We start from the raw sequence: 12,249 nt of genomic DNA, 5'->3' as shown, positions 1-12,249 counted from the left end.
TTTTTCTATTAAAAACAAGAAAATTTGCTAAGAGTTGCGGTTCGCAATCGTCAAACTGGTGCTTTTTTGCTATACTAATTTAAGGTGAAGAGTAATGGACGAACTCGTTAAAAATGAAATATTAGGCGATTTATACGCATATTATGGTCAGCTCTTAACTGAGGGCCAACAAAGTTATTTTGAGGATTATTATTATAATGACCTGTCTTTGGGCGAAATTGCCGTCAATCACAACGTGTCGCGGCAGGCGGTTTATGATAATTTACGGCGCTGCCGGAAACTTTTAACCAATTATGAAGCAAAATTGCACATGCAGAGAGACTATAATGAAATAGAACAAAAATTGACAGTGATTGCTGATACAGTTGCTCAAGATAAGCATGAAGAAGCATTACTTAAAATTAAGCAATTATTAGGAACAATGAGGGGAGAATGACTTAATGGCTTTTGAAAATTTAAGTGAACGAATTCAAAAAGCGTTGCGGAATTTAACTGGCAAGGGCAAAATCTCTGAAGAAGATATCAATAATGCGAGCCGTGAAATTCGGTTAGCATTGCTTGAGGCCGACGTTAACTTTAAGGTCGTTAAAGATTTTATTAAGAAAATCAAGGAAGAGGCCTTAGGCAAGGAGGTCCAGGAAAGTTTAAATCCGGGTCAACAAGTTATTAAAATTGTTAATGATGAATTAACTAAGATGATGGGTGAAAGTGCCGTTGGTCTGAACAAGTCCAAGCATATTCCAACAATCATCATGATGGTCGGGCTGCAAGGTACTGGTAAGACCACAACTGTTGGTAAGCTTGCCAACCGCTTAATGCAAAAGGAAAAGGCGCGGCCGTTATTGATTGCCGGTGATATTTATCGTCCAGCCGCAATTGACCAACTTGAACAAATCGGCGCTGAATTAAATGTGCCTGTTTATAGCGAAAAAGAGCAGTCAGATGTTGCGCAAATCGTGCAGAATGGGTTAAAACAAGCTGAAACCAATAAAAATGACTACGTAATTATCGATACGGCTGGTCGGTTGGAAATTGATGAGCCCCTGATGGAAGAGCTCGAGCAGGTTAAGAAGGTTGCTGAGCCTGACAATATTTTGCTAGTTGTTGACGCAATGACTGGTCAAGCTGCAACTGACGTTGCCAAGGGCTTTGACAGTCGCTTGGACATTACTGGGATTATTTTAACTAAGCTCGATGGTGATACTCGTGGTGGTGCGGCATTATCCATTAGAGCGGTTACAGGTAAGCCAATTATCTACACTGGTCAAGGGGAAAAATTAACTGACCTTGAGCAGTTCCACCCAGATCGGATGGCATCACGGATTTTGGGCATGGGTGATATGCTGACCTTAATTGAAAAGGCCCAGCAAGACTATGATGCCAAAAAGGCCGAGCAAGTTGCCGAAAAGATGAAGGAAAATACCTTTGACTTTAACGACTTTGTTGATCAACTCGACCAAGTTGAGAAGATGGGGCCACTTGATCAAGTCATGAAGATGATTCCAGGAATGGCTAACAATCCGCAACTGAAGAATCTTAATATTGATAAAAAGCAAATTCTGCACGTTAAGGCAATTGTGTCATCAATGACGCCTGCAGAACGTGAGGATCCTGAGCTGCTTAATCCTAGTCGGCGCAGAAGAATTGCAACTGGGTCTGGTCGTCCAGTGGTTGAAGTTAACCGCATGATTAAGCAATTTAAACAGGCACGTGACATGATGAGTAAGATTACCAAAGGTAATTTTAAGGGCATGGGCAATTTGCCAGGGATGGACTCGCCAATGGCCAAGATGGCAATGCGTCATATGGGTAAAAAGTTCAAGAAGAACAAGAAAAAGCGCATGAAGATCAAGCGTTATCACTCATAATTACCTGTTAAGTAAAAACACTTTACACCCGCTTGAAAAAGTGCTATATTAATAATCGTTAAGTTTTAGGAGGATATAAATTTATGTCAGTAAAAATTCGTATGCGCCGCATGGGTGCTAAAAGAAAGCCTTTCTACAGAATCGTTGTTGCAGACTCAAGAATGCCACGCGATGGTCGTTTCATCGAAGAAGTAGGTTTCTACAACCCAGTTGCAGAACCAAAGCAATTAAAGCTTGATGAAGACAAGATTTTTGAATGGCTTAAGAAGGGTGCACAACCTTCAGACACTGTTAGATCACTTCTTTCAGGTGCTGGCTTAATGAAGAAGTTGCACGAATCAAAGCAAAGCAAATAATTTATTTGCAAAGATAGAAAGTTTGAAGTTAGCTGCTTCAAACTTTTTTCTTACTTGAATTTAGGAGGGCAAATGCAATTTTATGATGTAGCGCAGATTGTGACCACGCACGGACTAAAGGGTGAATTAAAGGTGAATTTAGTAACCGACTTTCCTGAAGAACGCTTTTCTGCTGGCAGTAAATTAACTCTCAAAGATAATCATGATCGTGTTTTAACGGTAACAAATGGGCGGCCATTTAAGCAATCATGGCTTGTTCAGTTTGCGGAGATCACGGATATTGACCAAGCTGAAAAATTAAAGGGCAAAACTTTGGTTGTGAGTGAAGATGCACAACACGACTTGCCTGATGGCGTCTATTATTATCGTGATATTCTTGGCTGCACGGTTTTGGACAATCAAACTGGCGCGGTCTTAGGCAAGATCACGGATATTATGTCTCCTGGGGCCAATGATGTTTGGCAAGTAACTGAAGAATCCGGCAAGGAATACTTAATTCCCTACATTGATGATGTTGTTAAAAGGGTCGATATTGCTGCCAAGAAAGTTTATGTTGAATTAATGGAGGGCCTGCGCGATGAAGATTAACGTGCTAACACTTTTTCCAGATATGTTTACCCCCTTGCAAACCTCAATGCTGGGGCGCGGCTTAGAGGACGGCAAATGGGATCTTAATCTAGTTAATTTTCGCGATTTTACCAGTGATGTCCACCATCATGTCGATGATACGCCATATGGTGGTGGTGCCGGCATGGTCTTGCAAATTATGCCAATTAAAAAGGCGTTAGATTCGCTGACTAACAAGGGCAAGGTAATCATTACCGCACCGCAAGGGCAAACTTTCAACCAGAAGATGGCCCAGCGCTGGTCTAATGAAAAAAATTTAACTTTCATTTGCGGTCATTATGAGGGCTTTGACCAACGAATTTATGATTTGGCTGATGAGACTGTTTCGATTGGTGATTATGTGTTAACCGGTGGCGAATTGCCGACCATGAGCATGATTGATGCGACAGTGCGGCTGCTTCCTGGCATTTTGGGTAATGCAGCCTCACCAGTTGAAGAAAGTTTCTCTCATGGTCTTTTGGAATATCCGCAATATACACGACCGGAGAACTTTGAAGGCTTGAAGGTGCCCGAAGTTTTAACGTCAGGAAATCACCAAAAAATCGCCGAATGGCGTCATAAAGAGGCACTAAGGGCAACATATTTAGCTCGACCGGATATGCTAGAAAATTATGAATTGAGTCAAAAAGAACGTGACTGGCTTGCCGAATTTAAAGAAGAGGATTAAGCCTTGCTTTAATGTAGCTAATTTGCTAAGATATTAAAAGTGTCAGCATTCAGCTGCACTAAGAGTTATGGGTGTTCCGCTGACGCAGGTAGCGTTAATGAATGCCGAAAGAGGAGAAAACTATGGATCCATTAATTCAAGAATTAACTAAAGAACAATTACGTGACGATATTCCTGACTTCCGCGCTGGTGACACTGTTCGTGTTCATGTTCGCGTTGTTGAAGGTACTCATGAACGTATCCAGATGTTCGAAGGTGTCGTAATTAAGAGAAAGGGTGCTGGCATTGCTGCAACTTACACTGTTCGTAAGATTGCTTCTGGTGTTGGTGTTGAACGTACTTTCCCAGTTAACGATCCACGTGTTGCTAAGGTTGATGTATTACGTCACGGTCGTGTACGTCGTGCTAAGCTTTACTACTTACGTGAACGTCATGGTAAGTCTGCAAGAATCGCAGAAAAGCGTCGTTAATTCACGTATTAAAAAGAACCATCTTTTAAAAAGATGGTTCTTTTTCCTACGATTAGTCAAGTAATAAATAAAAAAATATGATAGTTGCTCGCAACTATCATATTTTTAATTCTCACTTCTGTATGCCAAAAACCACCTTAACTTAACATTTTTTTGATTAAGGTGGTATGGTAATTATAGTTAGTTTAAATAGTCTTGTAGTGTTACTTTGATAAAGTTGGATAATATGTATACTGCTGTCTATTCTTTACTAAACTAAAGATAGTTCGAATTAGACGAGCTATTGAAGCAATGGCAATCTTCTTGGTCATTTTGACTGGGTAAGATTGCTTTTTTCGTTGGTAATAGTCTGCTATATGATTTTTACCAGAATCATGTGTCGCTGCAGATACCATATTAATCACTGCCTGATAGAGTATCTTTCTGGCCACAGCGTTTCCACGCTTACTAATGTGACGTGCTGCTTTATATTCTCCTGATTCATACTGCTTTAGATCAATGCCAATATAAGCATTGATCTGATTAGGGCGCTTAAATCGTTTGATATCACCTAATTCGGCAATAATTTCATTGGCTGTAGTAGCCGCTACTCCTGGTAAACTAAGTAGTTCTTCATATTCTGGCAATTCTTTAGACAAGGCGCTCATTTCTTTGATGACTACAGCTTTTTCTTGCTCAAGCTGCATTAATTGATTTACAAAATAAGTTACTTGCATTACAACACCGGATTGTTCATCTACACTAGGATAACTTTCATTGGCTAACTTAGATAGCTTTTCAGCGATTTTAAGTGCCCGCTTATCAGAAATACATTTGTCAGTGGCATGCATCACTATTTCTTTTAACTCCGCAATTGAATACTCAAATACTATGGTGCTTATTGGAAATTTCTTAACCAGATTCCAATAAAGTTTACTATCGGTTTTACTAAGCAGAGTTTCAATTTCAGGAAATGTTAGCTGTAAAGCACTATGAAGCCGATCTTTAGTACGAACAACATCATTATTGAGTTCTTGATAAAAATGATTGTAATCCTTTAAATCTTGGTAAACAGGCTTTGCTTGATAGGTGTTTTTCCTTTTAAACTGAAACTGTGATAAAGCTAGATTTCTAGCATCAATAATGTCGGTCTTACGGTGTCTAAAATTATCCATTTGTTTCTTAGCATCTAACGGATTAAGACGAATATAGCCATAATCATAGTCTTGAAGAAACATTTCTAAACGCCGAGAATAAGTTCCAGTCGCCTCAAAGACAACTTCTGGTTGCTCAAACTGTTTAAGATCAACTAATAGCTCTTTAAATCCCAAACGATTGTTAGTCGTCTTATATTCCTTAACGATAGAATTATCAATGCCAATAGCGACGTTAAAGGTTTTACTGCTAATATCAATTCCAAAAACAATTTCCATTTGATACCATCCTTTACATAAAATTGTGTTAAGTGCTTTATTAATCTACTTTCCTAGTACACGACAATTAATGTCCTTAACATTCTTTGAACAGATCTAATAAAGTATCATGAAGCTGCCAGTTTTTGTACGACGACTAAGCGCCAAAAAAACCTCCGACTTATCAGCTTCATGCCCACTTTTATTATAAATAAAAAGTGGTGAAGACAAGATTGATCAGATCTTATCTCCACCACTAAGCTTAGAATGTTTTTGTGTCTTGTGATATTATAAGAATATGTTTCTATAGTTGGAGGATGATAAAGTGAATGAACCGTTTCTAATGCAATTTGATGCTAATCCGCATGCTGTACTTGAGCCTGATCACGAACGAGCTGAGCTGAATTATCATTTTCCTGAAAAATTGTTATTTGCGTTTATTACTTCTGCTGCAATTGTCGACTTTTTGTCTCAATATCCGCATCGCGAGCTGGGTCATTATGATTGCTTTGAAGGTAAGACACCAATTTATGAAGTGGATTTTGGCAATGAAAAAGTTACTTTCTGTCAAGCTAAAATCGGTGCTTCAGCGACTGTCGAATTACTTGATTGGCTAATTAGTTACGGTGTCAAGCAAATTTTAGCAATTGGGTCAGCTGGAAGCTTGGTTGATTTACCAGAAAACTATTTTTTGGTTCCTGTGAAAGCAATTAGGGATGAGGGTACGTCATTTCATTATTTGGCTCCTGGCAACATGATTGATTTGCATTCAGATTATTTATCTCGAGTAGAACAATTGATGGCAGAAAATGACTTTAAGATTAAAGAAGTTATTACTTGGACGACCGATGGCTTTTTCCGCGAAACCAAAGACAAGGTAAGTCAGTTTAAGCAGCTGGGTGCTTCATGTGTTGAAATGGAGTGTGCAGCAATGGCAGCATGCGCAAACTTTCGCCATGTTGCTTTTGCGCAAATCTTGTTTACAGCCGATTCCTTAAGTGATTTAGAAAAGCATGAAGACCGTGGTTGGGGTAGGGATGCTCACGAGTTAGCCTTACGACTAGCAGCACAAATTTTGGCAAAAGTCTAGAATATAGTTTGTGAAATATATTAATGTGAAACAACTGTGGAACAACAGAAATTTCACAAGCTTTAAAAAGATATGCTGATATAATAGCGATTATAATAAATTTTACCTAAAAACTTTGTGAAGCTAAAATAATGAGTGAATGTGGAAAATCTCAAATGTCTTGAAATGAAAGCGATAATACGTGATGAAATATCCAGAATGGTTAATTACAAAAGTGCAAAAAAGAGCACAGGGAATGAAATTAGAAGGATTAAATGAGGGTGCTGGCCCAGAAAATCCTGCCTTAATGATTGTTGGTGAAGCTCCAGGACGTGATGAAATTGTCTCTCATGTTCCGTTTCATGGCAGTTCAGGTAAGGAATTAATGAAATCCTTGGCATTAATTGGTTTAACGCGAGATGATGTCTATATTACCAGCGTCGTTCGTAGTCGTCCTTACGCGACCAAAACTGTTTTCAGTAAGAAAGAAAATAAAGAGGTTATTAAGCATCCGAATCGTAAACCAACTAAGAAGGAAGTTTTGGCTCACGCACCATTCTTCGATTATGAAATTGCGCATGTTCAGCCTAAAATTATCGTTACCGTTGGCGGCACTGCAATCGAACGCTTGCTTGGTCCTGGACACAGCATTTCGCAAGAGCACGGGCAAGTAATTGCGCAAGCGCCAATTTTGCAGTTGAATACTGCTGAAGATGGCTATGAATGGTCAACGGAAAAATATACGGTAATAATGGAATATCATCCGGCTGCAGTTTTTTATAATCGGAAATTGACGGAAACTATTAAAAAAGATTGGCTCGCACTGAAGCCGTATTTAGATAATCAAAAAGACTAGAACGAAAATTCTAGTCTTTTTGATTAATTAATATTATTACGGTAAAGGCCAACTACCTTACCTAAGATTTGCACGCGGTCAAGAATAATCGGTGCCATTGTGTCATTTTCGGGTTGCAAGCGGTAATGGTTCTTTTCTTTATAAAAACGTTTAACTGTTGCCTCGTTTTCTTCGGTCATTGCGACAACAATTTCACCATTAATAGCGGAACTTTGCTTACGCACGATAACGTTGTCGCCATTTAAAATACCAGCATTAATCATACTTTCGCCGTGCACTTTTAACATAAATAGGTCGCCAGCATCATTGGCTAAGTCTGGCGGAAGAGGAAAATAATCCTCAATATCTTCAACGGCTAAAATTGGTTGTCCAGCAGTAACAACGCCGACGACTGGAATTTCACTCGGCTTAATTCCTAATGCTCGTTTACCTTCTGTTGTAATTTCTAAAGCTCGCGGCTTAGTGGCGTCTTTAATTAGTAAACCTTTGCGCTCTAAACGGGATAAATGACCGTGAACTGTTGAGGTCGAAGATAAATTAACTGCGGCACAGATTTCACGCACAGTAGGGGGAAAGCCACGGTCTGCCACGGTTTCATAAATATAGCGTAATATTTCTAATTGTTTGGAATCATGATTAACAGGCATAATTGCTCCCCATTACTGTAAGATAAAATTTCTATAAGGTAAGTTTACCAAAAAGTTTTGCTAAAGACAAACAAATGTTCTAAGAACTTAAACTTTTTTTCTTGAGTTAAATAAGGTAGACTTTTTTAATAGAGGTGTAAAAATGACTAAAGATGAAGAAAAGAAATCAATCGATCGCATTAATGAATTATATCGCAAAAAAAAGACTGGCAATTTAACTAAAGAAGAGGAAGAAGAACGTAAAAAATTACATCAGGAATTTTTGAAAAACTTCCGTGCTAGTTTTAAACAAAACATTGAAGATATGGTCATCATTGATAAAAATGGTAAAGAAATCACGTCTGAAAAGGCAAAGCAAGCCCAAAGACGCAAAGGTTTAAGAAAAGATTAATTTTAACCTTTAAATTTTAGGCAAGTTTAGGTAAGATATAACTATTGGATATTTTGAGGAGTTAATTTTTATGAATTTGGCATTAGCAATTGTTTTAATCATTGTTGCATTGTTAGTCGGCCTCGTTGGTGGCTTTTACGGTGCAAGATCATATATGAAAAAGTATTTTAAGGAAAATCCACCAATCAGTGAAGATATGATTGTTGCGATGATGTCACAAATGGGACAAAAACCGTCTGCCAAGAAGGTTAACCAAGTGATGAACATGATGAAGCATCAAAATAATTAATCTTAAGATTGACTAGCAAAGACGGGGATTGTTCCCCGCCTTTTTTTGGTTTGGTGTTGAGTCAGATAGGAATAAAAATGGGAATATTTTTTAAATTAGGTTGGTTTTTTAAAAAGGAAAAGAAGCGCTATTTAGTCGGCATTACATTTTTAGCACTAACTTCGGTAGTTAATTTAGTACCACCGCGGATATTGGGCTTAATGGCGGATCAGCTTGACCAGGGACATATTAGTTGGGCGCAATATGGTGTCCTAATTTTAGCCATCATTGCGGCAGCACTACTGTTATATGGCTTCCGTTATTTTTGGCGCAAAAAAATTTGGGGTGGCGCGGCCGAATTAGAGCGACAATTGCGTTCAAAATTGTTTAATCACTTTATGGAAATGGACCGGACGTTTTACCAACGGCACCGAACCGGTGACTTGATGGCTCACGCAACAAATGATGTCTCGGCAATTCAAGATGTTGCAGGGGCTGGTGTTTTGACTTTGGTCGATTCGTTAATTATGAGTGTCTCAACCATGATCGCGATGATTATTTTTGTTGACTGGCGGTTAACGATTTTGGCATTATTACCGTTGCCGGTTTTGGCATGGGGTGCATGGCAGTTAGGTAACCAGTTGCATGATGCCTTTGATAAGTCACAAGCCGCATTTTCACGATTAAATAATAAGACGCAAGAGTCAGTTTCTGGGATTAAGGTTATCAAAACTTTTGGGCAAGGAGCTGAAGATACGGCTGCTTTTGACCAGATGGTTGATGACACGATCAAGATTAATAAAAAAGTCTTTAAATGGGATGCTCTGTTTGACCCATTAGGAACGATTATCATCGGTCTAACATATACAATTACGATTATTTACGGTGGCATAATGGTTGCTAACAAGACCTTAACAATTGGTCAACTAGTTTCCTTTATTGCCTATATTGGTAACATGGTCTGGCCGATGTTTGCGATTGGTTATCTCTTCAATATTTTAGAGCGGGGAAGCGCCAGTTACGATCGGGTTGAAAAGTTGCTTGATGAAAAGCCACAAATCACGGATGAGCATGCAGATCAAAGTATCACTGCTGATGATTTAAGTGGTGATCTGAATTATCAGATAAACTCATTTGCATACCCTGATGAGCCGCAACTACCAGTTTTGCACCAAATTGACTTTACTCTGAAAAAAGGTCAAACGTTGGGACTTGTTGGCAAGGTCGGGTCTGGTAAAACAACAATTATTCAGCTGCTACTGCGCGAGTTTGATAAGTATGATGGCATGATAACATTAAATGGCCATGATATTCGGACAATACCGCTTGATGTCCTCTTGCAGCAAATCTCTTACGTACCACAAAATAATTATCTTTTTTCAACAACTATTCAAAAGAATATTGCTTTTTCGCAAGCTGATGCACCTGAAGAAACAATTATTAGTGCGGCGAAAAAGAGTGACTTGCACAACGATATTTTGGCAATGCCGGCTGGCTACAAGACACTAGTTGGTGAAAATGGTGTTTCACTATCCGGCGGGCAAAAGCAGCGGATGTCAATTGCGCGGGCGCTACTTAAGCAAAGTAAAATTCTGGTGTTAGATGACGCTCTGTCAGCAGTTGACGCGCGCACTGAAATGGCAATTCTGCAATCGCTGCGTAAAGAACGTGCGGGCAAGACGACAATGATTGCAACGCACCGGTTAACGTCGGTCATGAATGCCAATTTAATCTTGGTGTTGAAGGATGGCGAGATTGTTGAACGCGGCACTCACGAGCAATTATTGGCTGCCGATGGCTGGTATGCGGAGATGTGGCGAAGACAAGAATTAGAAGAAAAGGTAGGTGAGTAAGATGGATGAACAAAACGAATCAGTTTGGTCAAAAGAAATTCCAGTTAAAGAGCAACTTGAAATCTTCAAACGACTTGTCAGATTTGTACTGCAATTTAAGAACGAAATGATTATTGCCGGAGTTGGTGCGCTGCTTGTTAGCATCATCAATATGCTGCTGCCTTATGGCTTACAGTTCTTTCTTGATAATTATTTAGTTAAAGCTGATGTGACAACCCAAGTAATTATTTTTGCCGGTTTATTATATGCTGGTGGATCAGTCATTAAAGGAATTTTGCAGTTTACATACGAATACTTTTTTGCTCTGGGTTCTGAAAAATCTCTGGAAGGTTTACGGGCAGAATTATATAAAAAATTGCATACCTTAGGGATGCGTTACTTTGATCAGACACCTGCTGGTTCTATTGTTTCGCGCGTGACTAACGATACTATGACACTGAGCAACTTCTTGACAGTGTTATCCAGCGTTGTCTTGTCATTATTTTCTATTATTTCTGCATTAGTTGCCATGTTTTCAACTAATGTATTCGCTGGCCTGATTGTGCTTGCCTTCTTACCGCTTTCTTTAATCGTTATTTGGCAGTATTCCAAGCGCAGTTCCAAGCTTTATCGCAATTATCGTGAGCGATTAAGCCGAATTAACACTAACTTGAATGAATCAATTGAGGGTGTTTCCCTAATTCAGCAATTTAAGCAAGAAAAACGGATGACTGGCAATTTTGAGCATGAGAATGCGGCGTTAATGAAAACGCGCTTTAACATGATTAACCTTAATTCCCTGCTGCTGTCGCCATTGACGAGTTTGCTTTATTCACTGGCCTTAGCGCTAACCTTAATGTATTTTGGCTTTCCCTTACGGCAAACTTTTGTGCCTGCCGGGGTGGTATACGCCTTTTCGCAGTATATTTCACAATTTTTTAATCCAATTTCAAATTTGATGGATCAGATGACCTTCTTTCAGGATGGGATTGTTGCTGGTAAGCGAATTTTTCGCATTTTAGATGATACTAATTATGAGCCTCAACAAGATGAACAGCAGGGACTGACCATTACGCGCGGCAAGATTGAATTTAAGAACGTTAGTTTTTCGTATGACGGTAAAAATGAAATTTTACACGATATTTCTTTCACCGTTAATCCTGGTGAAACCCTTGGGATTGTGGGTCATACTGGTTCTGGTAAGAGCTCGATTATCAACGTCATGATGCGTTTTTACGAATTTTATCAGGGGCAAGTCCTAATTGATGGCGTTGATATTAAAAAATATCCTAAGGCAGAGTTGCGCAAGAAGCTCGGACTAGTCTTGCAGGATCCCTTCATGTTTTATGGCGATATTAGTTCAAATATTCGTCTGTATAATCAAGATATTACTGATGAGCAGATTAAGCAGGCTGCAAAAACTGTTCAAGCAGCTGACTTTATTGAAAAATTGCCGGGCAAGTATCATGCTGAAGTTGGTGAAGGCGGTAGTGAATTTAGCCAAGGACAACGGCAGCTGATTTCATTTGCCCGAACACTAGTAACTGATCCTAAAATTTTAGTTTTGGATGAGGCAACGGCAAATGTAGATACGGAAACAGAAACGTTAATTCAGGCGGGACTAAGGCGCTTGCGTCAAGGACGAACAACATTAGCGATTGCCCACCGCTTATCAACGATTGTTGATGCCGATCAGATCATTGTTCTTAATCAAGGTAGAATTATTGAACACGGGACGCATCAAGAATTGCTTGCACAAAAAGGTTACTACTACAATTTGTATACTTTACAAAACCAGAATTAAAAT

Annotated in this window: 14 protein-coding genes; 12 read left to right on the top strand and 2 right to left on the bottom strand. The window is 39.2% G+C overall.

Features of this window, described 5'->3' with window-relative positions; translation table 11 throughout:
- Nucleotides 1-94 precede the first annotated feature (94 nt).
- The 6 genes from ylxM (at nt 95) to rplS (ending at nt 3,988) form a co-directional block, all read left to right on the top strand.
- On the top strand, nt 95-436 hold the full coding sequence (gene ylxM / locus OZX76_RS06120; RefSeq protein WP_277178730.1) for a YlxM family DNA-binding protein: 342 nt from the start codon (nt 95-97) through the stop codon (nt 434-436).
- Between the two features lie 4 nt (nt 437-440).
- On the top strand, nt 441-1,868 hold the full coding sequence (gene ffh, locus OZX76_RS06115; RefSeq protein WP_277178728.1) for a signal recognition particle protein: 1,428 nt from the start codon (nt 441-443) through the stop codon (nt 1,866-1,868).
- An 83-nt stretch (nt 1,869-1,951) separates the two neighbouring features.
- The gene (gene rpsP / locus OZX76_RS06110; protein ID WP_277129498.1) at nt 1,952-2,224 is read left to right on the top strand and encodes a 30S ribosomal protein S16; all 273 of its coding nucleotides are present in this window, start codon (nt 1,952-1,954) and stop codon (nt 2,222-2,224) included.
- A gap of 72 nt (nt 2,225-2,296) precedes the next feature.
- A complete protein-coding gene (gene rimM / locus OZX76_RS06105; protein WP_277178726.1) occupies nt 2,297-2,812 on the top strand; it encodes a ribosome maturation factor RimM in 516 nt (171 codons plus the stop codon).
- A complete protein-coding gene (gene trmD, locus OZX76_RS06100) occupies nt 2,802-3,518 on the top strand; it encodes a tRNA (guanosine(37)-N1)-methyltransferase TrmD (protein ID WP_277178724.1) in 717 nt (238 codons plus the stop codon). Before rimM ends, trmD begins: the two co-directional genes overlap by 11 nt.
- A gap of 122 nt (nt 3,519-3,640) precedes the next feature.
- On the top strand, nt 3,641-3,988 hold the full coding sequence (gene rplS / locus OZX76_RS06095; RefSeq protein WP_277133631.1) for a 50S ribosomal protein L19: 348 nt from the start codon (nt 3,641-3,643) through the stop codon (nt 3,986-3,988).
- A gap of 203 nt (nt 3,989-4,191) precedes the next feature.
- On the opposite strand, the gene OZX76_RS06090 is transcribed toward rplS, so the two are convergent.
- Nucleotides 4,192-5,400 carry an IS110 family transposase gene (locus OZX76_RS06090; protein WP_277178722.1) on the bottom strand — a complete coding sequence of 403 codons (1,209 nt, stop codon included), beginning with the start codon at nt 5,398-5,400 and terminating at the stop codon, nt 4,192-4,194.
- Nucleotides 5,401-5,704: 304 nt separating this feature from the next.
- Between OZX76_RS06090 and OZX76_RS06085 the strand changes: the two genes are divergently transcribed.
- Both OZX76_RS06085 and OZX76_RS06080 read left to right on the top strand, forming a co-directional pair.
- The gene (locus tag OZX76_RS06085; protein ID WP_277178721.1) at nt 5,705-6,469 is read left to right on the top strand and encodes a nucleoside phosphorylase; all 765 of its coding nucleotides are present in this window, start codon (nt 5,705-5,707) and stop codon (nt 6,467-6,469) included.
- Nucleotides 6,470-6,653: 184 nt separating this feature from the next.
- Nucleotides 6,654-7,304: a uracil-DNA glycosylase gene (locus tag OZX76_RS06080; protein ID WP_277178719.1), complete on the top strand. Its 651-nt coding sequence runs from the start codon at nt 6,654-6,656 to the stop codon at nt 7,302-7,304.
- A 23-nt stretch (nt 7,305-7,327) separates the two neighbouring features.
- Here OZX76_RS06080 and lexA read toward each other — a convergent pair whose 3' ends face one another.
- A complete protein-coding gene (gene lexA, locus OZX76_RS06075; RefSeq protein ID WP_277178717.1) occupies nt 7,328-7,951 on the bottom strand; it encodes a transcriptional repressor LexA in 624 nt (207 codons plus the stop codon).
- 142 nt (nt 7,952-8,093) lie between these two features.
- On the opposite strand from lexA, the gene OZX76_RS06070 reads away from it, so the two are divergent.
- The 4 genes from OZX76_RS06070 to OZX76_RS06055 all read left to right on the top strand — a co-directional run bounded on the left by OZX76_RS06070 (nt 8,094) and on the right by OZX76_RS06055 (nt 12,246).
- Nucleotides 8,094-8,342, top strand: a complete 249-nt coding sequence (locus OZX76_RS06070; protein ID WP_277178715.1) for a DUF896 domain-containing protein — start codon at nt 8,094-8,096, stop codon at nt 8,340-8,342.
- A gap of 70 nt (nt 8,343-8,412) precedes the next feature.
- On the top strand, nt 8,413-8,631 hold the full coding sequence (locus OZX76_RS06065; RefSeq protein WP_277142259.1) for a YneF family protein: 219 nt from the start codon (nt 8,413-8,415) through the stop codon (nt 8,629-8,631).
- Nucleotides 8,632-8,708: 77 nt separating this feature from the next.
- Nucleotides 8,709-10,463: an ABC transporter transmembrane domain-containing protein gene (locus OZX76_RS06060; protein ID WP_277178713.1), complete on the top strand. Its 1,755-nt coding sequence runs from the start codon at nt 8,709-8,711 to the stop codon at nt 10,461-10,463.
- 1 nt (nt 10,464) lies between these two features.
- The gene (locus OZX76_RS06055) at nt 10,465-12,246 is read left to right on the top strand and encodes an ABC transporter ATP-binding protein (RefSeq protein WP_277178711.1); all 1,782 of its coding nucleotides are present in this window, start codon (nt 10,465-10,467) and stop codon (nt 12,244-12,246) included.
- Nucleotides 12,247-12,249: the final 3 nt, after the last annotated feature.

This window comes from Lactobacillus sp. ESL0677, from assembly GCF_029392875.1.
Lineage (GTDB): Bacteria > Bacillota > Bacilli > Lactobacillales > Lactobacillaceae > Lactobacillus.
Note: the sequence above shows the minus strand (reverse complement) of the source record. Positions and strands in the feature narration are given on the sequence as shown.

What these genes read in the sequence shown, in the direction of transcription:
- ylxM (WP_277178730.1), top strand. Translation starts at nt 95, where the DNA reads ATGGACGAACTCGTTAAAAATGAAATATTAGGCGATTTATACGCATAT.
- ffh (WP_277178728.1), top strand. Translation starts at nt 441, where the DNA reads ATGGCTTTTGAAAATTTAAGTGAACGAATTCAAAAAGCGTTGCGGAAT.
- rpsP (WP_277129498.1), top strand. Translation starts at nt 1,952, where the DNA reads ATGTCAGTAAAAATTCGTATGCGCCGCATGGGTGCTAAAAGAAAGCCT.
- rimM (WP_277178726.1), top strand. Translation starts at nt 2,297, where the DNA reads ATGCAATTTTATGATGTAGCGCAGATTGTGACCACGCACGGACTAAAG.
- trmD (WP_277178724.1), top strand. Translation starts at nt 2,802, where the DNA reads ATGAAGATTAACGTGCTAACACTTTTTCCAGATATGTTTACCCCCTTG.
- rplS (WP_277133631.1), top strand. Translation starts at nt 3,641, where the DNA reads ATGGATCCATTAATTCAAGAATTAACTAAAGAACAATTACGTGACGAT.
- OZX76_RS06090 (WP_277178722.1), bottom strand. Translation starts at nt 5,400, where the DNA reads ATGGAAATTGTTTTTGGAATTGATATTAGCAGTAAAACCTTTAACGTC.
- OZX76_RS06080 (WP_277178719.1), top strand. Translation starts at nt 6,654, where the DNA reads ATGAAATATCCAGAATGGTTAATTACAAAAGTGCAAAAAAGAGCACAG.
- lexA (WP_277178717.1), bottom strand. Translation starts at nt 7,951, where the DNA reads ATGCCTGTTAATCATGATTCCAAACAATTAGAAATATTACGCTATATT.
- OZX76_RS06070 (WP_277178715.1), top strand. Translation starts at nt 8,094, where the DNA reads ATGACTAAAGATGAAGAAAAGAAATCAATCGATCGCATTAATGAATTA.
- OZX76_RS06065 (WP_277142259.1), top strand. Translation starts at nt 8,413, where the DNA reads ATGAATTTGGCATTAGCAATTGTTTTAATCATTGTTGCATTGTTAGTC.
- OZX76_RS06060 (WP_277178713.1), top strand. Translation starts at nt 8,709, where the DNA reads ATGGGAATATTTTTTAAATTAGGTTGGTTTTTTAAAAAGGAAAAGAAG.
- OZX76_RS06055 (WP_277178711.1), top strand. Translation starts at nt 10,465, where the DNA reads ATGGATGAACAAAACGAATCAGTTTGGTCAAAAGAAATTCCAGTTAAA.